The sequence below is a fragment of the Nocardioides allogilvus genome (assembly GCF_003047285.1).
Classification (GTDB): Bacteria; Actinomycetota; Actinomycetes; order Propionibacteriales; family Nocardioidaceae; genus Nocardioides; species Nocardioides allogilvus.
Genome location: NZ_PZYX01000001.1, coordinates 633,884 through 658,565, shown reverse-complemented (window position 1 = coordinate 658,565; position 24,682 = coordinate 633,884). Strand labels below are relative to the sequence as shown.

At 71.2% G+C, this 24,682-nt stretch carries 25 protein-coding genes; 8 read left to right on the top strand and 17 right to left on the bottom strand.

Features of this window, described 5'->3' with window-relative positions:
- Nucleotides 1-26 precede the first annotated feature (26 nt).
- Nucleotides 27-4,925 carry an NAD-glutamate dehydrogenase gene (locus tag C9J87_RS03220; protein WP_107704699.1) on the bottom strand — a complete coding sequence of 1,633 codons (4,899 nt, stop codon included), beginning with the start codon at nt 4,923-4,925 and terminating at the stop codon, nt 27-29.
- Nucleotides 4,926-5,061: 136 nt separating this feature from the next.
- Between C9J87_RS03220 and C9J87_RS03215 the strand changes: the two genes are divergently transcribed.
- Nucleotides 5,062-5,532, top strand: coding sequence for a DUF2505 domain-containing protein (locus tag C9J87_RS03215; RefSeq protein WP_157953104.1), 471 nt, complete (start codon nt 5,062-5,064; stop codon nt 5,530-5,532).
- A gap of 1 nt (nt 5,533) precedes the next feature.
- Nucleotides 5,534-6,022: a DUF2505 domain-containing protein gene (locus tag C9J87_RS03210; protein ID WP_010831904.1), complete on the top strand. Its 489-nt coding sequence runs from the start codon at nt 5,534-5,536 to the stop codon at nt 6,020-6,022.
- A gap of 61 nt (nt 6,023-6,083) precedes the next feature.
- On the opposite strand, the gene C9J87_RS03205 is transcribed toward C9J87_RS03210, so the two are convergent.
- From C9J87_RS03205 to C9J87_RS03190, 5 genes are read right to left on the bottom strand one after another with little or no spacing between them, the layout of a single operon-like run.
- Nucleotides 6,084-7,340, bottom strand: coding sequence for a hypothetical protein (locus tag C9J87_RS03205; protein WP_107704697.1), 1,257 nt, complete (start codon nt 7,338-7,340; stop codon nt 6,084-6,086).
- A gap of 5 nt (nt 7,341-7,345) precedes the next feature.
- On the bottom strand, nt 7,346-7,477 hold the full coding sequence (locus C9J87_RS20390; protein ID WP_269634806.1) for a hypothetical protein: 132 nt from the start codon (nt 7,475-7,477) through the stop codon (nt 7,346-7,348).
- Nucleotides 7,474-9,108, bottom strand: coding sequence for an L-glutamate gamma-semialdehyde dehydrogenase (gene pruA, locus C9J87_RS03200; RefSeq protein ID WP_107704696.1), 1,635 nt, complete (start codon nt 9,106-9,108; stop codon nt 7,474-7,476). The genes C9J87_RS20390 and pruA overlap by 4 nt, the downstream gene beginning before the upstream one ends.
- A 9-nt stretch (nt 9,109-9,117) precedes the next feature.
- Nucleotides 9,118-9,450 (bottom strand): DUF6912 family protein, encoded by a 333-nt coding sequence (locus C9J87_RS03195; RefSeq protein ID WP_010831901.1) that lies wholly within the window; start codon nt 9,448-9,450, stop codon nt 9,118-9,120.
- A complete protein-coding gene (locus C9J87_RS03190; protein WP_107704695.1) occupies nt 9,447-10,904 on the bottom strand; it encodes a WS/DGAT/MGAT family O-acyltransferase in 1,458 nt (485 codons plus the stop codon). Before C9J87_RS03190 ends, C9J87_RS03195 begins: the two co-directional genes overlap by 4 nt.
- 114 nt (nt 10,905-11,018) lie before the next feature.
- Here C9J87_RS03190 and C9J87_RS03185 point away from each other — a divergent pair, with 114 nt between their 5' ends.
- Both C9J87_RS03185 and C9J87_RS03180 read left to right on the top strand, forming a co-directional pair.
- Entirely contained in the window at nt 11,019-11,477 is a 459-nt protein-coding gene (locus C9J87_RS03185) for a hypothetical protein (protein ID WP_107704694.1), read from the top strand.
- A gap of 1 nt (nt 11,478) precedes the next feature.
- A complete protein-coding gene (locus tag C9J87_RS03180; protein WP_107704693.1) occupies nt 11,479-12,801 on the top strand; it encodes a hypothetical protein in 1,323 nt (440 codons plus the stop codon).
- Here the strand turns inward: C9J87_RS03180 and C9J87_RS03175 are convergent, their stop codons facing one another.
- The 3 genes from C9J87_RS03175 to C9J87_RS03165 all read right to left on the bottom strand — a co-directional run bounded on the left by C9J87_RS03175 (nt 12,802) and on the right by C9J87_RS03165 (nt 16,081).
- Entirely contained in the window at nt 12,802-14,067 is a 1,266-nt protein-coding gene (locus C9J87_RS03175) for a calcium-binding protein (RefSeq protein WP_107704692.1), read from the bottom strand.
- 75 nt (nt 14,068-14,142) lie between these two features.
- The gene (locus C9J87_RS03170; RefSeq protein WP_107704691.1) at nt 14,143-15,396 is read right to left on the bottom strand and encodes an AAA family ATPase; all 1,254 of its coding nucleotides are present in this window, start codon (nt 15,394-15,396) and stop codon (nt 14,143-14,145) included.
- A gap of 13 nt (nt 15,397-15,409) precedes the next feature.
- On the bottom strand, nt 15,410-16,081 hold the full coding sequence (locus C9J87_RS03165) for a hypothetical protein (RefSeq protein WP_157953103.1): 672 nt from the start codon (nt 16,079-16,081) through the stop codon (nt 15,410-15,412).
- A gap of 128 nt (nt 16,082-16,209) precedes the next feature.
- Here C9J87_RS03165 and C9J87_RS03160 point away from each other — a divergent pair, with 128 nt between their 5' ends.
- Nucleotides 16,210-16,452, top strand: a complete 243-nt coding sequence (locus C9J87_RS03160; RefSeq protein WP_010831894.1) for a helix-turn-helix domain-containing protein — start codon at nt 16,210-16,212, stop codon at nt 16,450-16,452.
- A gap of 8 nt (nt 16,453-16,460) precedes the next feature.
- On the opposite strand, the gene C9J87_RS03155 is transcribed toward C9J87_RS03160, so the two are convergent.
- From C9J87_RS03155 to sigE, 3 genes are read right to left on the bottom strand one after another with little or no spacing between them, the layout of a single operon-like run.
- A complete protein-coding gene (locus tag C9J87_RS03155) occupies nt 16,461-17,897 on the bottom strand; it encodes a S1C family serine protease (protein ID WP_010831893.1) in 1,437 nt (478 codons plus the stop codon).
- Nucleotides 17,898-17,907: 10 nt separating this feature from the next.
- A complete protein-coding gene (locus tag C9J87_RS03150; RefSeq protein WP_036490189.1) occupies nt 17,908-18,492 on the bottom strand; it encodes an anti-sigma factor in 585 nt (194 codons plus the stop codon).
- A complete protein-coding gene (gene sigE / locus C9J87_RS03145) occupies nt 18,489-19,082 on the bottom strand; it encodes an RNA polymerase sigma factor SigE (RefSeq protein WP_010831891.1) in 594 nt (197 codons plus the stop codon). The genes C9J87_RS03150 and sigE overlap by 4 nt, the downstream gene beginning before the upstream one ends.
- Nucleotides 19,083-19,321: 239 nt before the next feature.
- Here sigE and C9J87_RS03140 point away from each other — a divergent pair, with 239 nt between their 5' ends.
- The gene (locus tag C9J87_RS03140) at nt 19,322-19,960 is read left to right on the top strand and encodes an O-methyltransferase (RefSeq protein WP_408635501.1); all 639 of its coding nucleotides are present in this window, start codon (nt 19,322-19,324) and stop codon (nt 19,958-19,960) included.
- Nucleotides 19,961-20,050: 90 nt separating this feature from the next.
- Here C9J87_RS03140 and C9J87_RS03135 read toward each other — a convergent pair whose 3' ends face one another.
- The 3 genes from C9J87_RS03135 to C9J87_RS03125 are packed head-to-tail and all read right to left on the bottom strand — an operon-like array spanning nt 20,051 to nt 22,091.
- Nucleotides 20,051-20,389, bottom strand: coding sequence for a hypothetical protein (locus C9J87_RS03135; RefSeq protein WP_107704689.1), 339 nt, complete (start codon nt 20,387-20,389; stop codon nt 20,051-20,053).
- Nucleotides 20,389-21,921: a leucyl aminopeptidase family protein gene (locus C9J87_RS03130; protein WP_232819811.1), complete on the bottom strand. Its 1,533-nt coding sequence runs from the start codon at nt 21,919-21,921 to the stop codon at nt 20,389-20,391. The genes C9J87_RS03135 and C9J87_RS03130 overlap by 1 nt, the downstream gene beginning before the upstream one ends.
- A gap of 2 nt (nt 21,922-21,923) precedes the next feature.
- On the bottom strand, nt 21,924-22,091 hold the full coding sequence (locus tag C9J87_RS03125) for a DUF3117 domain-containing protein (protein ID WP_084622999.1): 168 nt from the start codon (nt 22,089-22,091) through the stop codon (nt 21,924-21,926).
- Nucleotides 22,092-22,258: 167 nt separating this feature from the next.
- On the opposite strand from C9J87_RS03125, the gene C9J87_RS03120 reads away from it, so the two are divergent.
- Both C9J87_RS03120 and C9J87_RS03115 read left to right on the top strand, forming a co-directional pair.
- Nucleotides 22,259-23,044, top strand: a complete 786-nt coding sequence (locus tag C9J87_RS03120; RefSeq protein WP_107704688.1) for a PaaX family transcriptional regulator — start codon at nt 22,259-22,261, stop codon at nt 23,042-23,044.
- A 46-nt stretch (nt 23,045-23,090) separates the two neighbouring features.
- A complete protein-coding gene (locus tag C9J87_RS03115) occupies nt 23,091-23,888 on the top strand; it encodes an enoyl-CoA hydratase/isomerase family protein (protein WP_010831886.1) in 798 nt (265 codons plus the stop codon).
- A 40-nt stretch (nt 23,889-23,928) separates the two neighbouring features.
- On the opposite strand, the gene C9J87_RS03110 is transcribed toward C9J87_RS03115, so the two are convergent.
- Complete coding sequence (locus C9J87_RS03110) at nt 23,929-24,354, bottom strand: hypothetical protein (protein WP_010831885.1); 426 nt, start codon at nt 24,352-24,354, stop codon at nt 23,929-23,931.
- Nucleotides 24,355-24,369: 15 nt separating this feature from the next.
- Complete coding sequence (locus C9J87_RS03105; protein ID WP_010831884.1) at nt 24,370-24,681, bottom strand: DivIVA domain-containing protein; 312 nt, start codon at nt 24,679-24,681, stop codon at nt 24,370-24,372.
- Between the last annotated feature and the right edge of the window lies 1 nt (nt 24,682).

The window sequence follows — 24,682 nt, the reverse complement described above, 5'->3', positions numbered from 1 at the left end:
CCGCCCAACTCTAGGCGGGGCTCCCGTCAGGAGAGCAGTCCGCGCACCACTCGCAGGCCCACCGACAGCCGGGCCAGGTCGGCGGCCTCGTCGCGGCAGATCTCCGTCAGCGTGGCGGCGGCCCGACCGATCAGCTCGGCGTCGGCGTCCTCCCACTCGGCGACCCGCGCCGGCGCGGAGTCCTCGGCCGAGGTGGAGGAGATGACGGCGGCGGTGAGCTGCTGGTGCACGGCATAGAGGTCGTCGCGCACCGCGGCCCTGGCCATCGTCTGCCAGCGGTCGTCCCGCGGCAGCGCGAAGATGCGCTGCACCAGGGCCGGCAGACCGAGCCGCTCGCCCAGCGCGAAGTGCACCCGGGCGACCTCGACGGGATCGAGGTCGAGCTCGTCGGCCGTCTCGATGATGCCGAGCAGCGCATAGGCCGGAGCGAGCACGGCGACGCGCGTCGCCAGGTCGTCGGGGACCCCGGCCGTGGTGAGCCGGTCGCGGCGACCGATGAAGTCGTCGAGCTCCTGGCCGCTCATCAGCTCCGGCAGCACCGCCATCACGGACTGGACGCGGCCCTGGAAGAAGTCCACGGTCGCGACCGAGTCGAGCGGGGGCCGCCGGTTGTTGACCAGCCACCGCGAGCTGCGCTCGACGAGGGTGCGCATCTCGATCCGCATCCGGGTCTGCCGCTCGGCGGGCACCTGATTGTCGTAGGAGGCGATCTCGTGGCGCATCGCCAGCGACCCGAAGATCTCCCGCGCGACGAAGTTGGCCCGGGTCAGGTCGGCGACGCTCGCCCCGGTCTCGCCCTTGAGCCGCGGGATGAAGGTCATCCCGGCGCCGTTGACCAGGTCGTTGACGACCTGGGTCACGATGATCTCGCGGCGCAGCGGGTGTTCCTCCATGGCCGGCACGTGGTCGGCCTGCATCCGGGAGGGGAAGTAGGCGAGCAGGTCGTCGCGGAGGTAGGGGTCATCGGGCAGGTCGGACGCGAGCAGCTCGTCGGCCAGCACGATCTTGGTCCACGACAGCAGCACCGACAGCTCGGGCATCGACAGGCCCCGGCCACTCTCCAGCATGCGCTTCACCTGGCGCGAGGCCGGCAGCGCCTCGAGGTCGCGGTTGAGGACCCCGCGCCGCTCGAGCTCCTTCATCCAGTCCTCGTGCACGTGCAGGAGGGGTACGGCGTGCGCGGCGGCGTTGGCCAGGGCGAGGTTCTGCTCGTAGTTGTCGCGCAGCACCAGGTCGGCGACCTCGTCGGTCATCTCGGCGAGCAGCGTGTTGCGCTGCTTCTGGGTCATGTCACCGCCGGCGACCACCTTGTCGAGCAGGATCTTGATGTTGACCTCGTGGTCGGAGGTGTCCACACCCGCCGAGTTGTCGATGAAGTCGGTGTTGATCCGACCACCCTCGCCGCCGCAGCCCTCGCGGGCGTACTCGATGCGGCCGAGCTGGGTGAGGCCGAGGTTGCCGCCCTCCCCCACGCACTTCGCGCGCAGCTCGCCGCCGTTGACGCGGATCGCGTCGTTGGCCTTGTCGCCGGCGTCGGCGTTGACCTCCTCGGCGGACTTCACGTAGGTGCCGATACCGCCGTTCCACAGCAGGTCGACCGGCGCGAGGAGCACGGCCCGCATCAGCTCGGCCGGCGTGAGCTTGACGACGTCGTCTGCCAGGCCCAGTGCGCGGCGTACCTCGGCAGAGATCGGGATGGACTTCAACGCCCTCGACCACACACCGCCCCCGGCGGAGACCAGGCTCTTGTCGTAGTCCTGCCACGAGGATCGCGGCAGCTCGAAGAGGCGCTTGCGCTCGGCGTAGGAGACCGCGGCATCGGGGTCGGGATCGATGAAGATGTCGCGGTGGTCGAAGGCGGCGACGAGCCGCGTGTGCTCGGAGCAGAGCATGCCGTTGCCGAAGACGTCGCCGGACATGTCGCCGATGCCGACCGCGGTGAAGTCCTCGGTCTGGCAGTCGATGCCGCGCTCGCGGAAGTGCCGCTGCACCGAGACCCAGGCGCCGCGGGCGGTGATGCCCATGGCCTTGTGGTCGTAGCCCACCGAGCCGCCCGAGGCGAACGCGTCGCCGAGCCAGAAGCCGTAGTCGCCGGCCACGCCGTTGGCGATGTCGGAGAAGGTCGCGGTGCCCTTGTCGGCCGCCACCACGAGGTAGGTGTCGTCGCCGTCGTGGCGCACGACGCCGGCCGGCGGCACGACGGTGCTGCCCTCGGGTCCGTCGACGAGGTTGTCGGTGATGTCGAGCAGACCGGAGATGAAGGTCGTGTAGCAGGCCTTGCCCTCGGCCAGCCAGGCCTCACGGTCGGAGGAGTCGGGCAGCTGCTTGCAGAAGAACCCGCCCTTGGCGCCCACCGGCACGATCACGGTGTTCTTGACCATCTGCGCCTTCACCAGGCCCAGCACCTCGGTGCGGAAGTCGTCGCGACGGTCCGACCAGCGCAGGCCACCGCGCGCGACGGAGCCGAAGCGCAGGTGCACGCCCTCGACGCGGGGCGAGTAGACGAAGATCTCGTAGGTCGGTCGCGGCTCGGGCAGGTCGGGGATCGACGACGGCTCGAGCTTGAAGGACATGTAGGGGTGCAGCGCGCCGTCCGCGGTGGTCTGGAAGTAGTTGGTGCGCAGGGTGGCGCGGATGTGGGTGAGGTAGGACCGCAGGATGCGGTCGTGGTCGAGGCTGACCACGTCGTCGAGGGCCGTGGCGAGCTTCTCCTCGACGACCTCGATCCGCGCCGTACGCGCCTCGGCGTCACCCGCGAGGTCGCTCTTGCCCGGGTCGAACCGGGCCTCGAAGAGGTCCACCAGCAGCCGGGTGATGTCGACGTTGTTGCGCAGCGCCTCCTCGATGTAGTCGAGCGCGAACGGCGAGTTGCCCTGCTTCATGTACTTCGCGTAGGCGCGCAGGACCGTGGCCTGGCGCCAGGTGAGCCCGGCGCCGAGCACGAGCGCGTTGAAGCCGTCGGTCTCGTTGTAGCCCTCCCACACCGCGCGCAGCGCGTCGGCGAAGAGCTGGCGGGCGGTGTCGGGCAGCTGCTGGCCGTAGCGCAGCCCGAACTCGTAGATGTAGGACTCGCGACCGAGCCCGGCCAGCTCGTAGGGCCGCTCGTCGACCACTTCGACACCCATCGAGGCGAGCATCGGCAGGACGGCGCTCAGCGACAGCGGCGCCCCGACCCGGAACACCTTCAGGCGGGCCTCGCCGCGCCCGGCGTCGACCTGCTCGAACAGCGCGAGGTCGATGCCCTCGTCGCCCTCGATGGCCTCCAGCCGGCCGAGGTCGGCGGCGCCCGTGCGGGGGTTGAAGTCCTCCTTGTAGGCCTCCGGGAACGACGCGGACCACGTGCGCGACAGGCGCGAGCCCCGCTCCTCGCCGTACTCCGCGAGGACGGCGTTGGTGAAGTCGTCGCGCCAGGAGCGCGCGGCCTCGACCATGCGCCGCTCGAGGTCGGCGACGTCGATGTCGGGGATCGTCTCGCCCTTCGCGGGGTGGACGACGAAGTGGACGCGGGCGGTCATGGCCTCGTTGACGCGGGCGGTGAACTCCACGCTGTCGCCGTTGAGGCGCTCCTTGAGGATGTCGGCAAAGCGCTCGCGCACGGTCGTGTTGTAGCGGTCGCGCGGGAGGTAGATCAGCACGGAGACGTAGCGGCCGTAGGTGTCGCGGCGCGCGAACAGGCGCGGCTGTCGGCGCTCGCGGGCGAACATCACCGCCTCGACGGTCGGTGCGAGCTCCTCGGCGGGTGTGTGGAAGAGCTCGTCGCGCGGGTAGTTCTCGAGCGTGTCCATCAGCGCCTTGCCGGCGTGGCTGCGCGAGTCGAAGCCGACCTTGCGCATGATGCTGCTCGTCTTCTCGCGCAGCAGCGGGATGCGGGTGACCGACTCGGTGTAGGCGGCGCTCGAGTAGAGCCCCAGGAAGCGGCGCTCGCCGACGACCTCGCCGTTGTCGTCGAACGTCTTCACGCCGACGTAGTCGAGCCACGCCGGGCGGTGCACGGTGGCGCGGGAGTTGGCCTTGGCCAGCACCAGCAGAGTCTTCTCGCGCGCCTTGTCCTTCACCAGCGCCGGCAGCTTGGCGAACGACGAGGACATGTCCTGGTCGGCGCGCAGGACGCCCAGCCCGGTGCCGGGTACGGCGCGCAGCGCCCACTCCTCGTCGGGCCCCTCGCCCACCGACTCGAGGCGGTACTCGCGGTAGCCGAGGAACGTGAAGTGGTCGTCGGCCAGCCAGCGGATGAAGTCGCAGCTCTGCTTGATCTCACCGGCGGAGATCGGCGGCGGGTTGTCCTCGATGTCGGCCACCACCGCGAGGGCGCGATCGGCCATCTTGCGCCAGTCCTCGACCGACTCGCGGACGTCGCGGAGCACGCGCTGGAGGCTGTCGACGATCTCGGCCACCTCGTCCTGCTCGACGACGCGCTCGATCTCGACGTGCATCCACGACTCCTCGAGGGAGTCGGGGGCGGCCTCCTCGACCACGCCGTCGGCGAGGGCGCCGACGCGCTGCAGCCCGCCGGTGATGTCACGGGTGACCTCGAACCTCGGGTGGATGACGACGTGCACGTTGTGGTCGAGCCGGGCCAGCTCCATCGTCACCGAGTCGACGAGGAAGGGCATGTCGTCGGTGACGACCTCGACGACCGAGTGACCGCCGGCCGACCAGCCCACGTCGACCGGGTTGGGCGTGACGACACGGACCGCCGCCGTGCCCTGCGGACGCGACGTCGCGATGGCGTAGTGGGAGGCGAGGGCGCCGTACACGTCCTCGGGACTGCGGCCGGCGAGGTCCTCCGGCGCGACGTGGCGGTAGTAGGCGCCGAGCAGCTCGCCGACCTGCGCGTGCGGCGGGCCACCGGTGCCTCGGGAGGCCAGCGCCACTCCCTCGGCGCGGTCAAGAAGCTCGGCCTTGTCGTCCTCGACGTTCACCACACCCCCGACCCTAGGGGCCCGCTTGTGACGCACACAACACGGGCGCGTACTGGCCGGTCACATCGTGACCAAGAGCCGACGGACGCGCTGACGGACATGCTGGTCAAGACCGGCGATTGCCGTGAAGATGTCGCCCATGAAGCTCACCCACTCAGTCAGGTACGACGCGCCGGTCGACGACGTCTACGCCATGCTCACGGACCCGGCCTTCCGCGAGAAGGCAGCGCTGGCCCAGGGAGTGACCTCGGTCGACGTCTCCGTGGACGGCGGGACCATCACCCTCGAGATGCAGCAGCCCAACACGGACCTGCCGGGCTTCGCCCGCAAGATCGTCGGCGACGACAGCCGGGTCATCCAGGCCGAGGCGTGGAACGGCTCCGACTCGGCGGACTTCTCGATCACGATCCCGGGAACCCCCGGCTCGATCAGCGGCGTCCGCACCCTGACGGCCGACGGTGACGGCACGCTCGACAGCTTCGACGGCGAGGCCAAGGCCAAGATCCCGCTGGTCGGCGGCAAGCTCGAGGGCCTCATCGCCACCAAGCTCAAGGAGGGCTGGGACGGCGAGCACGTCGTCGGCACCGCCTGGCTGGCCGGTGAGCGCTGACATGTCGAAGAACATCTCCGAGAAGCTGACCTACCCCGGCACCACCATCGAGCAGGTGCTCGCGATGTACGCCGACCCGGCGTTCCGCGAGGAGGTCGCGACCTACCAGCGCGCGGTGCGCAGCTCGGCCGAGCTCGACGGCGTCGGCGCCGGCAGCACCGCCCGCGTCGAGATCGTCCACGGGACCGAGCAGATCCCTTCCTTCGCGCGCAAGCTCGTCGGCGACGAGATCGCGATCGTTCAGGAGGAGACGTGGACCAGCGACACCCACGCCGACGTCCGGGTGACGATCCCCGGCAAGCCGGGCGACATGTCGGGCACCTTCGACCTCGCCCAGGTCGGTGACGACGTGGTCGAGACTGTGGCGCTCACCGTGAAGGTCAACATCCCCTTCGTCGGCGGCAAGGTCGAGGACCTCATCGCCGGCCTGCTCGCCAAGGCACTGCGCGCCGAGAACAAGGTCGGCCTGAGGTGGCTCGGGGTTTCGTGACGGTCGCTGCGCGACCTCCTCAACCGCCGACCCTCGGAGGTTGAGGAGGGCCGAAGGCTCGTCACGAAACCGCAGGCAGCGTGAGGCGATGGGCCAGCACTCCGCCGTTCCCGTGGCTCGGCATCAGCAGGACGTCGTCGATGACGACTGCCTTGGGTGCTGCGACAGCCAGGTTGGTGTCGTTCAGGAACACCTCTGAGTCGAGCTCGGTGAGCGAATCGTCGCGGAGCGAGCGCAGCGTGAGCCTCCCGCGGCCTGCGTTCAGGCCCTCCTGGGTGCCCTCGAACCCGAGCACCCCGCCGTCCAGGCGGGCGAACGGGATCCACCGCTCGGCGCCGACGCCCGGGAACCCACCCAGGGTCGAGCCGTCGTCCAGGGAGAGCTCGGTGGCGCCGGGCCAGGCCTCCCCCGCCAGCACGACCGACTCGTCCGTGGCGGTGACGAAGGCGTCCTGCGCCTCCGTGGAGACATCGGCGAGCTCGCGCACGCCGTCGGGCTCGAGCCTGACCACGGCCGACCGCCCGTCGGCGGTGTCCGCGGCCAGCACGGTCAGCGGCTGGCCCGCCAGGATCCTGAGCGGGTTGAACGGGTCGGACACCGTCACCTCGGCGACGGTCTCCCCCGACGTGACCTCGACGGCGCGCCAGGGAGGCCCGCCGCCTGCGCTCGAGACGACGACCACGCCGTCGCGCACCAGCACCTGGTTGTCGCAGCCGGCCGCGAGCGGGCCGAGCGGCGCTCCGGTGCCGAGGTCGAAGCGACGCGCACTGCAGCGCCCCGCGACGAGCAGCGCCTCTCCGCCGACCTCGAGCGTCGGTGCCCCGGGAAACGGCCGCTCCCAGACGACGGAAGCGCTCTCCAGGTCCACGGCCTTCACGGTCGTACGGCGCGCGGTGGCCGGCTCTCCGGTCAGGACCGACATCCCGGCGCGTGTGGGTCGGCCGGCCGGCTCGCAACGACCGACGGTGATGGCCACGAGTCCGAGCTTCGAGGGCACCGGAGTCGCCCCGCACACCTGACCCCCGAGCGGCAGGCGCCACACCTCCGCGCCCGTCTCCTGGTCGAGCGCGACCAGCCCGCGCGGCGCGATCACCACGACGTCGTCGCTGTACTCCCAGATCCACGGCGCGTCGCGCCCGATCCAGTTGGGCCGCACCCGCACGTCTGCGACCCAGGCTTTCGAGCCCGACGCCACGGACGTCGGCTCCGCGCTGGGGGCCACCCCGTCGGGAGGAACGCCGTCCACCTCAGCACTGCAGCCGGCCGCCGCCACGAGGGCGACGGCCAGCACAGCGACGTACAGGCGAGGCGCCCGCACGACCGTCAGCCGTCCGCGCCGTCGTGGCGTCGTCGGTGCCAGACCACGAGGCCGAGCAGCACGAACGGGCCGAACGCCAGCACCAGCGTCAGCGCCTGTTCGAAGGGGTGCAGCGACCCCATGTGCAGAGCGGTCACTCGGCGTCCATGTAGGGGTAGCGGTAGTCCTTCGGCGGCACGAAGGTCTCCTTGATCGAGCGCGGCGACGTCCAGCGCAGCAGGTTGACCGCCGAGCCCGCCTTGTCGTTGGTGCCCGACGCGCGGCCACCGCCGAAGGGCTGCTGCCCCACCACGGCACCGGTGGGCTTGTCGTTGATGTAGAAGTTGCCGGCCGCGAAGCGGAGCTCGCGCCGTGCCCACGCGATGGCCGCGCGGTCCTGCGAGATGATCGCCCCGGTCAGGGCGTAGGGCGCGAACGACTCCATCTGCGCGACGACCGACTCGAACTTGTCGTCGTCGTAGACGTGCACGGCCAGGATCGGTCCGAAGTACTCGTCCGAGAACATCTGGTCGGTCGGATCGGTCGACTCGATGATCGTCGGTCGCACGAACCAGCCGACGGAGTCGTCGGTCTGGCCGCCGGCGATCAGCGTGAGGTGCTTGTTGGCGCGCACCCGCGCGATCGCCTTCTTGTGCTTGGCGAAGGCACGCTCGTCGATCACGGCGCCCATGAAGTTGGTGAAGTCGGTGACGTCACCCATGGTCATGCCCTCGGTCTCCGCGATGAGCTGGTCCTTGATCTTGGCCCACACCGACCTCGCGACGTACGCACGAGAAGCAGCGGAGCACTTCTGGCCCTGGAACTCGAACGCGCCTCGGATCATCGCGACCCGCACGACGTCGGGGTCGGCGGACGGGTGGGCGACGATGAAGTCCTTGCCGCCGGTCTCGCCGACGATCCGCGGGTAGGAGCGGTAGCGGTCGATGTTCTCGCCCACGCCCTTCCAGAGCCGGTGGAAGGTCGGCGTCGAGCCGGTGAAGTGGATGCCGGCGAGGTCGGGGTGCGTCAACGCGACCTTCGAGACGTCGAGGCCGTCGCCGGGGAGCATGTTGATGACGCCCGGCGGCATGCCGGCCTCCTCGAGCAGCTCCATCGTCAGCGATGCGGCGAGCTGCTGGGTCGGCGACGGCTTCCAGATGACGGTGTTGCCCATCAGCGCGGGCGCGGTCGGCAGGTTGCCCGCGATCGCGGTGAAGTTGAACGGCGTGATGGCGTAGACGAAGCCCTCGAGCGGGCGGTGGTCGGTGCGGTTCCAGATGCCGGGGCTGTTGGCCATCGGCTGGTCGGTGAGGATCTGCTTGGCGTAGTGGACGTTGAACCGCCAGAAGTCGATCAGCTCGCACGCCGAGTCGATCTCCGCCTGGAAGGCGGTCTTCGACTGGCCGAGCATCGTCGCGGCGTTGATCCGCTGGCGCCACGGCCCCGCGAGGAGGTCGGCGGCCTTGAGCATGATCGCGCACTTGTCGTCGAAGGGCATCCGCTGCCAGGGCAACGCGGCCGCGGACGCGGCCTTGACCGCGGCCTCGGCGTCCTTGGTCGTGGAGTTCTTGAAGGTCCCGAGCACGTGCTGGTGGTCGTGCGGCTGCACGACCTTCATCTCAGCACCGCCGCCGTTGCGCTTCTTGCCGTTGATGTGGGCGCGCAGGGTGTGCTGCTTGCTCTCGAGACGGGCGAGCTCCACCTTCAGGTCAGCCCGTTCGGGGCTGCCGGGGGCGTAGGTCAGGTTGGGCTCGTTGATGGGAGCCGGTGGGAACGTGATCGCATCCATGAACCGACCTTAGCGACCTGCCAGCACGTCCGAAATTTCCTGGATGCCGTACCACGCGAGGTCGTCGTCGGGGTCGGCGTCGTCCTCGGTGTCGACGTGCACCGCCGCCCAGCTCTTGCGGGGTACGGCGCCCGCCGCATCGACCACGTCGGCCGCGAGCACGACGCGCCGACCCGAGCCGGTGCCGAGCGCGGCGGACGCGTCGGCGGCGGTCATCAAGGCGGCGTACTCCGCCTCCTCCGACTCGTCCTCGGCGACGACCTTCTCGACGTCGGCGGGCACGACGCCGGCGTCGTGGGCCTCGGCGAGGGAGGCCAGCGTCAGCGGGAGGTAGACCCTCACGACTGGTCCGTCCTGGTCGGAGTGGTGGTCTTCTTCCGGCCCCGCGGCGCCCGCTGGCGGCTCTCGCTGGCGGACTCCGTCAGCTCGTCGAGCGCCTCGACGATGCACTGGCCGAGGGTGTCGACGTCGGGCAGGGCGTCGCGGTCGGCGGTGATGCCGTAGAAGACGCTGCCGTTGTAGGAGGTCACCCCGACGGCCAGCGCGTGCTCGGGCAGCAGCGGGTGCACGGGATAGGTCTCCAGCATCGTCGCGCCACCGGCGTAGAGCGGGAACTGCGGTCCCGGCACGTTGGTCACCGAGAGGTGGAAGCCGCGGCGCAGCTCGTCGGCCGCCACCCGCGAACCGAGCGCGTGGAAGGTCGTCGGTGCGAAGCCGGCGATCCCGGCGAGACGCTCGGCGCCCACCCCGCGCCCGGTCTCCTTGTGGGCCTGGAAGCTGTAGCTGACCTGGTGCAGCCGCACCACGGGCGACGGCTCGGAGATGGGCAGGTTGACGAGGTGGCCGGCGACCTGGGTGCCGAGGGATGTCGGCTCGAGCTCGTCGTCGATCACCGACATCGGCACGATGGCCTTGATCGTCTTCAGGCCGGCCATCGACTCGGTGCGCGTCATCAGCCAGCCCCGCAGGCCACCGGTCAGGGTCGCGAGGATGACGTCGTTGATGGTGCCGCCGTGGACGCGCCTGATCCGCTTGTAGTCGTCGAGCTGCGTGTGGATCGTGAGGAACCGGCGCTGCCGCGAGAGCGGCCCGTTGATCGGCGAGGAGGCGACGGGCTTGCGCCCGGCCAGCGCCCCTGCGACGTCACTGGCGCGGTGGCGGGCGGAGCTCGCCGTACGCACGATGGACTGGGTGTTGGCCTGGACCGTCTTGACCAGGGTCGAGGGACGCTCGATCGAGTCCGTGATGGCGCCCAGCGTGAGCGACAGCGCGTCGGGGCGGCCGCGCGGGTGCCACTCGTCGTGCCCGAGCTCGGGGCGGTCGGGCTCGGTGTCGAGGAGCACCTGGCCGATGTCGACGGTCTCCCGGCCGTCGACCAGGATCTGGTGGCTCTTGGTGAGCACCGCGACCCGGCCACCGGCGAGGCCCTCGACGAAGTAGGTCTCCCACAGCGGCCGGGACCGGTCGAGGGGACGCGAGGCGATGCGGGCGACGAGCTCGCGCAGCTGGTCGTGGCCGCCGGGACGCGGCAGCGCCGAGCGGCGGACGTGGTAGCTCAGCTCGAACTCGGGGTCGTCCACCCACACCGGCGTCGCCAGCCGGCCGGGCACCCACTGCAGGCGCTGGCGGTAGCGCGGGACGAAGGCGATGCGGTCGGCGATCAGCTCCACGAGGCGCGCGTAGTCGAACCCGGACTCGCCCGGATCGAAGATCTCGACGGTCGCGTTGTGCATCGGCGTCCGCGAGGACTCGGTGGCCAGGAATGCCAGGTCCCGGGGTCGCAAACGCTCGCTCATGTGTGCCCTTCGTGTCGGTGGCGGCCACCACAGGCTGACACACCCCGGGCACCACTCTCTTGCTCCGCGTGGGATTGTGGCAGAGGAACCGCAGTCATACGAGGAGTAGTCCACATGCCCCGCACCATGCCGACCACCCGGCGCCGCCGATCCACCCGCCCGGCCCTCCTGGCCGCAGCCCTCACGATCGGCCTCGGCCTCGTGCTGAGCGGCTGCTCCGAGGACGCCGACCCGACCGGCCCGGTCGGCGAGACGACCTCACCGGAGTCGACCGAGACCCCGTCGGACACCGGGTCGCCCGAGGCACCCACCGCGCAGGTCATCGAGATCACGGTCTCCGGCGACACCGTGGAACCCAACGGCGAGCGCGTGGATGCCGCGGTCGGCGAGGAGATCGTCCTGCGGGTCACCTCCGACGCCCCCGGCGAGATCCACGTGCACTCCACCCCGGAGCAGGAGCTCAGCTACGAGGCCGGCACCACCGACCTGCCGTTGACCATCGACCAGCCGGGTCTGGTCGACGTCGAGTCGCACACGCTCGACCTGGTGATCGTCCAGCTCGAAGTCCGCTGAGGTGGGCGACAAGCTCCTGGCCCACGGCATCGGCGGCGCCAAGGACCTGCCGATCCCGCTCGAGCTGGCGATCGCCGGCGCTGTCGCGGCCCTGGTCGTCTCCTTCACCGTGCTGGCCGTCGCCTGGCGCAAGCCGCGCTACGACGAGGCGACGAGCGGTCGTACGGCGCCCGCGTGGCTCGACTCCCTGACGTCCTCGACGCCGTGGCGTGCCGGGTGGCGCGCCTTCGGCGTGCTCGCCCTGCTCTACGTCGGCTGGGCCGCCATCGCCGGCCAGGACACCCTGATCAACCCGTTCCTCGGGGTGTTCTACGTCCTGGTGTGGGTCGGGATCGTGCCACTGTCGCTGCTGTTCGGACCCGTCTGGAAGGCGATCAGCCCGAGCCGCACGATCAACTGGCTCCTCGCCAAGGCGTCCGGCAGCGACCCGTCGGTCGGCCTCTACACCTACCCCGCGCGACTGGGCTACTGGCCGGCGGCGATCGGCCTGTTCGCCTTCGTCTGGCTCGAGCTCGTCTATCCGCACTCGACCGAGATCGGACCAGTGCGGCTGTGGTGCGCGGCCTACCTCGCGATCATGCTCATCGGCGGCGCCCTGTTCGGCAACAAGTTCTACGAGCACGCCGATCCCTTCGAGGTCTACTCGTCCCTCGTCGCCAAGCTCTCGATCTGGGGCCACCGCGACGACCGCCTGCTGATCCGCTCGCCCCTGGCCAACCTCGACAGCCTGCCGGCCAAGCCCGGGCTCGTGGCGGTCGTGGCGGTGCTGTTCGGCAGCACGGCGTTCGACTCCTTCAAGGACTCCAGCCCCTGGGTCCAGTTCATCCAGTCGACGACCATCAGCCCCGACCTGCTCAACAACCTCGGGCTGCTGGCCTTCTGCGCCGGCATCGCGCTGCTCTTCGCGCTCGGCACCATGACGACGGGCGTCGGCGACGGCGTACGGCGAAGCGCCCTGCCCGACCTGTTCGCGCACTCGGTCGTGCCGATCATCGTGGGCTACATCATCGCCCACTACCTCGCCTACCTCGTGGAGTACGGCCAGACCACGATCATCCAGCTCAGCGACCCGCTCAGCCGGGGCGACAACCTGCTGGGCACCGCTGACCTGACCGTGAACCGCTGGCTGTCCTACCACCCGACGTTCCTGGCCCGGCTCAAGGTGCTGGCCGTCGTGGCAGGCCACGTGCTCGGCGTGATCGCCGCCCACGACCGGGCCGTCCGGCTGCTCCCGGCCCGCCACCAGCTGACGGGTCAGCTCCCGCTGCTGGTCGCCATGGTCGGCTTCACCGTGGGCGGGCTCTACCTGCTCTTCGCCGCCTGATCAGAACAGGCGGCGCTCCGCGGTCGGGCTGGACGCCGCGCGCGCACTCGCGTCGGGGACCGGACCGTAGGGCCACCCGGCAGGCAGGTGCTGGATGACCTCGACGACCTCGCACGTGTTCCGGTCACCGACCACCTTGTCGAGGGGGTCGCGACGCCCGACGAAGAAGACCCGGTCGTTCATGCCCTCGGCCGGGGTGCCGATGTCGTCGTAGTCGTCGCAGTAGATCTCGTCGCGGAAGCCGTCGTCGTAGAGGTAGATCGTGTCGTTGCCCTGCTCGGAGAAGGCGCTGTCGGCACCGGGGCCGAGGAAGATGACGTCATCGCCCTCGTCACCCTTCACGTAGAGGTCGTTGCCGGCGCCGTCGATGATCGTGTCGTTGCCGGGACCTGCGCTGAGTGAGTAGTCGTCGCCCGGACCCGCGTCGAGGTGGTCGTCGCCGTCGAGCCCGATCAGCTTGTCGTTGCCCTCACCGCCGATGAGCCGGTCGTTCCCCGCACCGCCGTTGATCTCGGCCGTGCCGCTGGCGCCCGGCGCCACCCCGTCGTCGCCGGGCCCGCCGTCGAGGACGTCGTTGCCGTCGCCGCCGTTGATGTGCTCGCTGCCCTCACCCCCGGCGATGGTGTCGTCGCCGGACGCACCGGCGAGGTGGTCGTCGCCCGTCCCGCCGTCGATGCTGTCGTGGTCACCGTTGCCGTCGAGGTCGTCGTTGCCGTCCCCGCCCAGGATGCTGTCGCTGCCGGTGCCGCCGTCGACCACGTCGTCGCCGATCCCGGCGTCGATGGCGTCGTTGCCCTCCGCACCGAGGATCGTGTCCACGCCGGACCCGCCGAACAGCCGGTCGTCGCTGCCCTGACCCTGGATCGTGTCGTTGCCGTCGCCGCCGTCGATCGTGTCGAGACCGACCGCACCGAGCAGCCGGTCGTTGCCGAGGCCGCCCGAGATCGAGTCGTTGCCGGAGCTGCCGGCCAGGCGGTCGTGGCCGTTGGCGCCCTCGATCGTGTCGTTGCCGGGCCCGGCCTGGACCATGTCACTGCCGCCACCGGCGTCGACCCGGTCGCGACCGGGTCCCGACAGCACGGTGTCCTTGCCGCCCCGGCTGGCGATCTTGTCGTTGCCGCTGAGCGAGACGATCCGGTCGCGCCCGCTGGTGCCCTGGATGTTGTCGTTGCCCCTCGTCGGGCCGTTGGACGCGGCCAGGGCGGGAGCTGCCAGGCAGACGGCGAGGAGGGCGGGCGCGACACAGCGGCCGAGAGTGCGGATCATGGTGGGAGGTCCTTGATCAAGGGGGTGGGGGGACCACCATCTTGACCCCACGGACCAACTCTCGGGGTGGAAACCTCAATTTCGGGCGAGCCTGCGACGGGCGCCGCGGCGCCGGGGCTCGTGACCGACCAGGGTCGTCGGGAACACCGCATCGACGACGCCGCCGAGCGCGCGCACCAGCTGGCCGTCCCCGCCCTCGACGAGCGACCTGCCTGCCACGAGTGCGCGATCGACGGCCGACTGGTCGTCGGGCAGGAAGTGCAGGCCGGAGACCCGGGAGAAGCCCTCGACCATGCCCGCTATCTCACGCTCCGACCAGCCCAGGCTCGAACGCATGCGGTTGACCACCACCCGCACCGGCGCTCCACCGGTGATCTCACGCAGCTCCACGAGCCCTCGCGCGAGGCGCGAGAGCCCGACGGGGTCGGCCGCGCCCACGACGACGATCTCGTCGGCGGCTCCCAACGCGGTCAGGGTCATCGCGTTGCGCGCCGGTCGGGCGCCGAAGTCGCCGCCCGGGTCGTCCTCGAGGCTGAAGCCGGTGTCGAGGACGACGTCGCCGAGCTCGCGCGCCCGGTCGACGACGGACTCCAGGTGACTGGCCCGGACCTCGATCCACCGATCGGCGCGCGGCAGTCCGGTGACGACCGTGAGCTGGTCACCGACCGCGCGCGTGGTGGACAGGAAACGGTCCCCGAGCTGGCCGGCACCGGCCAGCCTGGCCGCGGAGAGCAGGCCGGAGACCTCGTCGAGGATGCCCAGCTGCTGGGCGACGCCCCCACCGTAGGGATCGGCGTCGACGAGCACGGCCGGGCTGCCCCGGCGCGCGAGCTCGGCCGCCAGCGAGACCGCCACCGTGGTGCGTCCCGGAGCACCGCCCGGCCCCCAGACGGCCACGACCCGGTGCTCGTCGGCGGGTGTCGTGACGACGGCGGACGGCAAGTCCTCGCCGCCCCGGACCTGGGTGTCGCCGAGGTCCTCCACGGTCGAGACGACCTCCGGCAACGAGTCGAGGTCGTCGGCAGCGACGAGGGCGGCGATGCCGAGGCGCTCGGCCCGCGCGAGGACGTCCAGGTCGTCGACGGACGTCGAGGCGACGGCGACCGGCCGGACGGCGTAGCGCCTCAGGTGGGTGACGGCCGACGGGTCGAGGCCCGGGGCGTCGAGGCCGATGACGGCGACGTCGGCCTGGCCGCTGGTCGCGGTGGCGAGCAGGTCGTCGACGTCGACACAGCGCTTGAGCACCACGACACCACCGGCGCTCGTCAGCCGGGCGAAGGCGTCGGACTCCCAGGCGGCCCCGGAGGCCATCATCAGGACGCAGATCATCGCGCTGCCGCCCTCAACCGCGCACGAGGACGCGAACGCGCTCGTCCTCGCTGGCCGACAGGATCTCCGCCAGGGCGTCGGAGTCCGTCTCCGGGATCCCCAGCACCAGCTGGCGGCCGCGGCTGACACTGCCCAGTGAGTCCGCGGCGGACGGAGCGTCGATGACCACGACGTCGGAGAGCACCGTGGTCGGCTCGATGCTGCCCCGCTTGTCGTCGCTCGCGCCGTCCGCCGGGAGCACCAGGAGCTCGATCAACGATCCAGTCCCGATGTTGGTCGGGATCAGCTCGTGCGGGAAGGCCAGCGACACGATCACCGTGTCGGCCTCATCACCCGAGCCGAGGGCCGCGGCCGGCACGAGCTCGCCCTCTCCCAGGGCCCGCACCAGGGTGAGGTCGTCGGGCAGCGGCGAGGAGGTCAGGAGATAGCGGGCGACGTCGGTGCTCTCACCGAAACGCACCGACGTGGAGACCAGGTCGTCCGCACCGACCGTGTCGCCCGGCGCGACGTCGCGCGCGGCGGCCCACACGCTCACCGAGTCGTCGGCCGCACCGAGGATGCGAGCACCGGCGATGATCGACACGGCGACGATCGCGATCCCGATCCAGAGACGAGGATCGCGCCACCCCGGAGGCTGGGCGCGGGTGGCGGTGGGGACGTCGATGGCAGCGTGGGTCCGAGACACCGACACATCATGACCTCAGATGCCATCCGGCACGAGTCGTTGTCCACAGGTGCACCAGGGCTCAACAGTTCTCCACAGCCCGCGAGGCGCCGTACCTCCGGCTGCGTCTCGAGTGGCACCATGTCGCCATGGCCTCCCCCCGCTTCCTCACGCTGGCCGACGTGGCCGAGGTGCTCAACACGTCCAGCGCCCAGGTCTATGCCCTGGTGCGCCGTGGCGACCTGCCCGCGATCAAGATCGGCGGCCGCGGACAGTGGCGCGTGGAGGGCTCGGAGCTGGAGAAGTACATCGAGCGGATGTATGACGAGACGAAGACCTTCGTCACCGCCCACCCGTTCGTGGAGAGCGAAGCCGGTCGCGACGACGGCTGAGGTGCGACTCAGCCGACCTCGCCGTCGAGGGTGATCTCGAAGGCCTGCTCCGACCCGTCGCGGTTGACGGTGAACTCGATGGTGTCGCCCGGCTGGTGGGTGCGGATGGCCACGATCAGCGCGATGCCGTCGGTGACGGGCTTGCCGTCGACCTGGGTCACGACGTCGTCCTTGCGCAGCCCGGCGTCCTCGGCGGGCGTGCCCTCGTTGACCTCGGTGATGAGGGCGCCGACCGACTCGGCGCCGCCCGTGCGCACCTGCGCACCGATGACGGGGTACTGCGCCTCGCCGTTGCGCAGGATCTGGTCGGCCGTGGTGCGGACCTGCTCGATCGGGATCGCGAAGCCGACGCCGATGTTGCCCGAGCCCCCGCCGCCGAGGCTGCCCCCACCGGTGGTCGCGATGGCCGAGTTGACCCCGACGACCGCGCCGGCGAGGTTGACGAGCGGGCCGCCGGAGTTGCCGGGGTTGATCGCCGCGTCGGTCTGGACGGCGTTGATGTAGGACGAGACGTTGTCCTCGTCGCCGGTGGTGACCGGCCGGTCCAGGGCGCTGACGATCCCCGAGGTCACCGTCTGGCTGAGCCCGAGCGGCGAGCCGAAGGCGACGACGGGGTCACCCACGCGCAGGCCCACCGAGGAGCCGAGAGCGGCCGGTTCGAGGGCGCCGGCGTCGGTGATCTTCAAGATCGCGAGGTCGTAGACGGGGCTGCGACCGACAACGGTCGCGTCGTGGCGCACGCCCTCGAAGTCGACCACCTTGATCGGCCCCTCGTCCTCGGCGGCCGCCTGCACGACGTGGTTGTTGGTGACGATGTGGCCCTCGCGGTCGAGCACGAAGCCGGAGCCGGTGGCACCCTCGTCCTCACCCTCGAAGGCGGCCAGGATCTGCACGGTGCTGGGCAGCAGTGCCTGGGCCACGGCCGGGACCGAGCCGTTGTCGGCCTCCAGCGGAGCGGAGTCCTGCGTCTGGACGGCGTCGAGCCCGTCGTCGTACGTCGAGGAGCTGTCCTCCCACTCGTCGTAGCCCAGGGCACCGAGGAAGCCGCCCATCAGGCCGAGCAGGAGGGACATCGTCGCGACGACCGGCCAGACCCAGCCGGAGACGCGGCCCCTCGGCCGGTCATCATCGCGGTGCTGCTGCATCGGAGTCGTCGGCCCGGAGGCACCGTAGGGCTGGCCCGGGAGCTGCGCGGTGTCCTGCGGCGGACCCCACGGCGACTGCTGGGGCGGGATCGGCGACGGGGCCGGCTGGTGGGCGAGCTGCTCCGCGGGAGCCGGCGCGGGCTCCACCGGTCGAGCCGGCGGACGGTGCGACTGCGACGGTGAGGTCCAGCCCGCTCCGGTGATCGGCTGCGTGGGCTCGGCGTCGGGCTCGCCATCGGGCTCGACGGCAGGCTGCGCGTCTGGATCGGGCGAGTTGGGTCCGGAGGTCTGGTCGCTCACGGGCCCATTCTCACCCGAGGCGCTCACGCACCACTACGACGTGGGGGGTGGGATCGGTCGGCGCGGTCTCCTGGCGCCGGGCACGCTGCCGCTCGGCACGCTGGGCCCGGTCTGCCGCACGGTCGCTGGTCCGGTCACCGGTCCGGCCGCCGGTCCGGTCGTCGAGCACCGGCGTCGACGTCTCGGTCGGGCGCGACAGATCGCTGACGGGGGCCCTGCGCTCGAGCTGGGGAGTGCTGACGGCGCCGAGGGCGAGCACGCCGACGACGGCAGCGCCGGCGGCACCACCGCCGATGGCGACCAGGGAACGATGGCGCGAGCGGAAGGTGCTCGACGCGGTCGGGAACGGCGCCGGGGCCAGCGCCGACCCGCAGCCTGCGGCTGCGAGCAGCGAGCTCTTGAGCCCGTCGGGCGCCTCGCACGCAGCCCGGTCGGAGAAGGAGAGCCCGGCGAGCCGGGTCTTGATCCAGCCCTCGCGCTCGACGAGGTCACGACAGGGGTGGCACTCGTGGACGTGGGCCCAGGCCCGCTCCTCCTCCGCTGCCGGCAGCCGGCCGTCGAGGAGCGCGCTGACGCGCGACCCGAGGTGCATCACGACCGATGTCCCGGGACATCGGGCCCGAGCACGGGGCCGGCGTAGCGTTCGCGGCCCTCGGTGGGGGCCCGGTGCGCCAGCGCACGGCGCAGCATCGCCCGGCCTCGGTGGATCCGGGAGCGGACCGTGCCGAGCTTGGCGTCGAGGATCTCGGCGATCTCCTCGTAGGTCAGGCCCTCCACGTCGCACAGCACGACGGCTGCGCGGAAGTCGGGCGGCAGGGTCGCCAGCGCCAGCTCGATGTCGTCGTCGAAGCGCTGGTCGGCGTAGGACGTCTCGGGGGCGACGTCGGTGCTCTCCAACCGCGAGGCACGCTCGTCGGAGAGGGCGTCGAAGCGGATCCGCTGCTTGCGGCGGGCGCCGTCGAGGAAGAGGTTGGTGGTGATGCGGTGCAGCCAGCCCTCGAAGGTGCCGGGCGTGTAGGTGTCGAGCGAGCGGAAGACCCGGATGAAGACCTCTTGCGTGAGGTCCTCGGCGTCGGGCCGGTTGCCGGTGAGGCGGTAGGCGAGGCGGAAGACGCGGTCGGAGTGGTTCTCGACGACCTCGTCCCACGTCGGCACGCCGACGGTGGCTTCACTCTGGTCCATCATCGGTGCCCCCTGGCGCTTGAGCTGCTGACCGAACAGTGTCTGACCTCCTCAACCTAGGGACCGGGTCTGAGAGGACCCTGTGAAAGCACCGCGAGCCTGCTCAGGATTGGGACTCTTCGTGCACAACGGACGGGTCAGCTCGTGTGTTCCCGGAAGTCCCCGCCGGGAGCGATAGAGTCGCTGCCACGCTGTGCGCACGCGCGCGTCCCGTCTCCAGGAGGATCATCATCACCACCCCGATCAAGCCCGCGAGCTGGACCTACGCCGAAGAGTTCGTGGCGGAGGACGACATCCTGGCCGCTGCGCGTGCCCGTGCCGAGGAGGTCGGGGTCGCTCCGATCGGCTCCGGCGGTGGTGCTGCGCTGCGCTTCCTGGCCTCCGTGCTGGACGCGCGTGCCGTGGTCGAGATCGGCACCGGCACCGGTGTCTCCGGCCTCTGGCTCCTGCGCGGCATGCGCGCCGACGGCGTGCTGACCACGGTCGACATCGAGGCCGAGCACCAGCGCCTCGCCAAGGAGACCTTCAGCGACGCCGGCATCTCGGCCAACCGCGCCCGCACGATCGCCGGCGCCGGCCTCGACGTGCTCCCCCGCCTCACCGACGGGCACTACGACATCGTGTTCTGCGACGGTGACAAGCGCGAGTACCCCGCCTACCTCGCGGAGGCCCTGCGCCTCCTGCGCCCCGGCGGCGTCGTGGCCTTCGACAACGCCCTGTGGCACGACCGGGTCGCCGACCCCGCCCAGCGCGACGAGGAGACCGTCGCGATCCGCGACCTGGGTCGCACGATCGCGGAGAACGAGTCGCTGGTGCCCGTGCTGCTGCCCGTCGGTGACGGACTGCTGGTCGCCAAGAAGGTCTGGACGCCCGAGACCTGAGGGACACTCAGCCTGACGTGCAGCGGTGGCACACCCACATTCGAGTGACTTCGAATGTGGCTCACTCACCGCTGCGGGAGCGAGAAGAAGTCAGGCGCGGGGAGCGGCGTTGAAGCCGTCCCAGCCCTCGGCGATCGCGACGATGTCGCACGGCTCGATCAGCACCGGTCCGGAGCCGACGAGCTGCGAGACGGGCGACTCGGCGGCACCTGCGGTGAAGGTCGCCTGGAACTCGGCGCGCACCTCGTCGGAGGAGAAGACGTAGCAGCCCTCGAACCACTCACCCGGCACCATCCGCCAGGTCTTGAACTGGAGCCCGGCCATGCCGGTGAAGCGGGCATGGGAGCTCTCCGCGACGTACGTCGACAGCTGCTCCTCCACACCGTCCTCGGCCGTCGCGAGCGACCACCGGACACTGAGACCCTTCATCACACGATCCCTTCGAGCGGGGCCTCGGAGCCGAGCCAGGCCAGCAGCAGGCGCGGACCGAAGCCGGTCGGCCCCTGGGTCCACTCGTAGCGCTCCTCCGGGGCCTCGGCGATGGAGGCGAAGTCGATGTGCGCCCACGGGACGTCGCCCGCGAAGTGCTGGAGGAACAGGGCCGCGGTGATCGCGCCCGCCCCGCCGGCAGCGTTGTCGCCGTCGGCGACCTTGGAGCTGACCCGCTCCTCGTAGTCGGCCACGAGCGGCATCCGCCACAACAGCTCGCCCGAGAACTCGGACGCCTCCGCGAGCCGGCCGGCCAGCGCGTCGTTGTTGGCAAAGTAGCCGCCGGTGCCCTGCCCGAGGGCGACCTTCATCGCTCCGGTCAGGGTGGCGATGTCGACCAGCACGTCGGGCTTGAGGTCGGCCACGGCGTAGGCCATCGCGTCGGCCATCACCAGCCGGCCCTCGGCGTCGGTGTTGTTGACCTCGCTGGTGCGTCCGCCGTAGTGCCGGATCACGTCACCGGGGCGCATCGCGGCACCACCGATGGCGTTCTCGGCGGCCGGCACGAGGCCGATCACCTTGACGGGGCACTGGACGTCGCGCAGCGCGGCCATGGTGGCCAGCACCGCGGCTCCACCGGACATGTCGCGCTTCATCGACAACATGCCGGAGGGGGGCTTGATGTCCAGGCCGCCGGTGTCGAAGGTGATGCCCTTGCCGACGAGCACCACGGTCGGCGTGCTCTTCGTGGCGCCCCGCGGCGAGTAGTCCAGACGGATCAGTCGCGGCGGCGACACCGAGGCGGCGCCGACGGCGAGCACGCCACCGAAACCCTCGTCGGCCAGGCGCTGCTCGTCCCAGATCGTGACGTCGAGACCTGCTGCGGCGGCGAACTCCTCGGCCTGCTCGGCCAGCCAGGCCGGCGTCTTGAGGTTGGAGGGCACCGAGGCGAGCATCCGCGAGCGCCAGCCGGCACCGCCGGCGGCCAGGGCGCGGGCGAGCTCCTCGTCGGCGACCTCGTCGACGGTGCCGCCGAGGACGATGCGCGCCACGGGTCGTTCCTGGGGCCCGGTCGAGCGCCAGTGGAACCCGAACGAGCCGAGCATCGCGCCGACGACGAAGGCACCGAGGCCCTCGTCGGGAGCGATCGCGGTGATCGAGGTGGCCACGCTGGCGCGGTCCTTGGTCGCGCGGGCGAGGGTCGCCCCGGCGCGCCGGAAGTCGGTCACCGTCTGCTCCCCCACCCCGACCAGCAGGAGCACCTGCACGTCGTCGTGGACGACGGGGACCGTGGTCACCTCACCGGTCCGGCCGGTGGCCTTCTGGGCTTCGAGGAGACCGAGCAGGTCGAGCCCGAGCAGCTCGCCCACCTCTTCCGCACCCGGCCCGAGGGCGACAGAGCCGTCCTCGGCGTCCGCGGGGATCACCGGCAGTGCCCACACCTCGGCGCCGCCGATCTGGTGCGGCAGGGCCGGGCTGAGGGCGAACTCCGGCGGGGAGACCTGGGCGGGAAGCTTCAACGAGGCGGCCACGATCAGCCGACGACGTCCTTGAGTGCGTCGCCGAGCGCGGCGGCCTCGTCCTTGTTGAGCTCGACCACGAGGCGGCCACCGCCCTCGAGCGGCACGCGCATGACGATGCCGCGTCCTTCCTTGGTCACCTCGAGTGGTCCGTCGCCCGTCCGGGGCTTCATGGCGGCCATCGGCGCACCTCTTCCTGATTCTGCGGGAGTGGATCACCGGTCTTTGGCTCCACATGCGAAATCGAGGCGGCTGGGGCCTCCTCGACGGCGTTCTAGGAATCCATTATCCCCCATGCCGGGCGTGACGGGGACCACAGGTCTCCGAGCACTGCTGGCAGACTCCTCACATGCACGCCAGGTCTGCACTTTTCGATGTGTACGGCGACCACCTCGGGACACACGGACACGTGGCCGCGGTGGCCGATCTGGTGCGCCTGCTCGCGCCTCTCGGCATCGCTGCGCCGGCGGTGCGGACCGCCGTCTCCAGGATGGTCTCGCAGGGCTGGCTCGCGCCGGCCACCGTCGAGGGCGCGCGCGGCTATGCCGCCACCGCGCAGGCGGTCCGGCGGCTCGAGGAGTCGGCCACGCGGATCTACCAGCGTCAGCCACGTTCCTGGGACGGCTCGTGGCAGCTCGTCTTCGTGGCGCCGTACGCCGATCGCACGACCCGGGCCGCGGTGCTGCGCGACCTGCCGTTCCTCGGTTATGCAGAGCTCGCCGACCGGGTGTGGGTGAGCCCCTTCCCCCGCGCCGAGCTCGAGGCCACGCTGGCCCGCGTCGGCGCGAGCGCCACCACTGCCGTGGTCGAGGACTTCGACCCCGCCGACGCGCCGGTGCAGGCGTGGGACCTCGAGGCGCTGGCGGCGGCGTACGACGTCTGGATGCGCGAAGCGGCCGACCGGATGGCAGCCGACCTCGCCGCGCACGCGGATCCGGACGAGGCGGCCTACGCAGCCCGCTTCCGGCTGGTCCACGAGTGGCGCAAGTTCCTCTTCACCGACCCCGGGCTGCCCAGCGAGCTGCTCCCCACGGACTGGCCGGGGCACCGCGCGACTGCGTTCTTCCAGGTCGAGGGCGAGCGGCTGCGACCGGCCGCCTCCACGTTCGTCGCGCGCACCCTGAAGACCTCCTGACGGGTCGGCGCAGATCAACCGCCCAGCCGGCTGGCAGACTGCGGGAATGAGCCTCGAACAGCCCGTGCTGCTGAGCGTCGAGAACGCCATCGCCACGATCACCCTCAACCGGCCCGACGCGATGAACAGCCTCGACATCGCCACCAAGGAGCTGCTGCGCGACATCGTGCAGCAGGTCGCCGCCGACGAGGCGGTGCGCTGCGTCGTGCTGACCGGCACGGGTCGTGGCTTCTGCGTCGGGCAAGACCTCAAGGAGCACATCGAGCTGCTCCGCAGCGGCGCGAGCGACGAGCTGTTCACGACCGTCGAGCGTCACTACAACCCGATCGTGACCGCACTCGCGACCATGCCCAAGCCGGTCGTCGCGGCCGTCAACGGAGTCGCGGCCGGCGCTGGTGCGTCCCTCGCGCTCGCCTGCGACATGCGGGTCCTGGCCGACACGGCCGGGTTCAACTTCGCCTTCGCCGGCGTCGCCCTCGCGGCCGACACGGGGGCGAGCTATCACCTGCCGCGACTCGTCGGGCAGGCCAAGGCGCTGGAGCTGCTCTACTTCCCCAGCACGGTCTCCGCGACGGAGTCGGAGACGCTCGGCCTGGCCAACCAGGTCGTGCCTGCGGCCGAGCTCGCCGAGACCGTCAGCGCGCTCGCCACCCGGCTGGCCGCCGGGCCGACCGTCGCGTTCGCCTCCATCCGCCAGTCGGTGGCGTTCTCCTCGCAGAACTCGTTCGCCGACTCGCTGGCCAACGAGGGCCAGGCGATGAACCGCACCGGCGCCACCGAGGACCACGCCGCCGCGGTCGCCGCCTTCGTGGCGAAGGAGAAGCCGGTCTTCCACGGCCGCTGAGCTCGGTGCAGGTGCGCCGACCCAGCGGGGTGCCGTCGGGTCAGACGGCTGCGGTGAGGTAGGCGAGGGTGAAGATCAGCACGCCCACGAGGAGCCCGACGTGGGCGAGCACCGAGAGCCAGGGACCCTCGCTCCAGGAGTCGGTCGCGGCGGCCTCGGCGTGCTTGCCGCGGGCCGGCAACCAGCGGGCCAGGATCAGCAGTCCGACGATCGTGGTGATCCACCACAGGCCGATCGCGACGATGCCCGCGCCCGCGCCGCCGAGCAGGCTGTCGGGCGCGAACAGCAGGAACAGCACCCACGACAACAACGCGAGCGTGCCCACGGCCGTGTGCGCCAACAGCAGCTGGTGACTGATCTGGAGCCGGCCGGCAGCGCTCCCGTCACCGCTGAGCCGCAGGCGCGTCAGGACCACGACGACCGCCGCCAGCGGGGTCAGGATGTAGACGAGAACTTCGAGGAACATGACCGGGAGTGTGCCTCAGTCGAGGGTCCGGCCGCCATGGGAGGGCTGGTCGGCTGCCTCGTCAGCCGTGTCGGGAACGTTCGAGGAGGGCTGCTCGAGCTGGTCGGCGAGGCGCTCGAGCAGGGTGTCGACCTCACTCATCCGGTAGCCGCGGAACGCGAGCGAGAAGCGCACCCGGCGCAGGTCGTCGGCCACGAGGGGGCCGGCGGGGACGCGCACGTCCGGCCGATCGCCGTACTCCTCCGGCAGGGCGCCTGTGCGACCCGAGGCGACCAAGGCGACACCGCCCATCGTGAGCACGATCAAGACGGCGAACAACCACATCATC

Coding starts and splice junctions, on each gene's coding strand:
- pruA (WP_107704696.1), bottom strand. CDS start 9,108: ATGGATGCGATCACGTTCCCACCGGCTCCCATCAACGAGCCCAACCTG.
- C9J87_RS03215 (WP_157953104.1), top strand. CDS start 5,062: ATGAAGCTCACCCACTCAGTCAGGTACGACGCGCCGGTCGACGACGTC.
- C9J87_RS03170 (WP_107704691.1), bottom strand. CDS start 15,396: ATGATCTGCGTCCTGATGATGGCCTCCGGGGCCGCCTGGGAGTCCGAC.
- C9J87_RS03210 (WP_010831904.1), top strand. CDS start 5,534: ATGTCGAAGAACATCTCCGAGAAGCTGACCTACCCCGGCACCACCATC.
- C9J87_RS03185 (WP_107704694.1), top strand. CDS start 11,019: ATGCCCCGCACCATGCCGACCACCCGGCGCCGCCGATCCACCCGCCCG.
- C9J87_RS03120 (WP_107704688.1), top strand. CDS start 22,259: ATGCACGCCAGGTCTGCACTTTTCGATGTGTACGGCGACCACCTCGGG.
- C9J87_RS03105 (WP_010831884.1), bottom strand. CDS start 24,681: ATGATGTGGTTGTTCGCCGTCTTGATCGTGCTCACGATGGGCGGTGTC.
- C9J87_RS03175 (WP_107704692.1), bottom strand. CDS start 14,067: ATGATCCGCACTCTCGGCCGCTGTGTCGCGCCCGCCCTCCTCGCCGTC.
- sigE (WP_010831891.1), bottom strand. CDS start 19,082: ATGATGGACCAGAGTGAAGCCACCGTCGGCGTGCCGACGTGGGACGAG.
- C9J87_RS03125 (WP_084622999.1), bottom strand. CDS start 22,091: ATGGCCGCCATGAAGCCCCGGACGGGCGACGGACCACTCGAGGTGACC.
- C9J87_RS03110 (WP_010831885.1), bottom strand. CDS start 24,354: ATGTTCCTCGAAGTTCTCGTCTACATCCTGACCCCGCTGGCGGCGGTC.
- C9J87_RS03115 (WP_010831886.1), top strand. CDS start 23,091: ATGAGCCTCGAACAGCCCGTGCTGCTGAGCGTCGAGAACGCCATCGCC.
- C9J87_RS03160 (WP_010831894.1), top strand. CDS start 16,210: ATGGCCTCCCCCCGCTTCCTCACGCTGGCCGACGTGGCCGAGGTGCTC.
- C9J87_RS03135 (WP_107704689.1), bottom strand. CDS start 20,389: ATGAAGGGTCTCAGTGTCCGGTGGTCGCTCGCGACGGCCGAGGACGGT.
- C9J87_RS03190 (WP_107704695.1), bottom strand. CDS start 10,904: ATGAGCGAGCGTTTGCGACCCCGGGACCTGGCATTCCTGGCCACCGAG.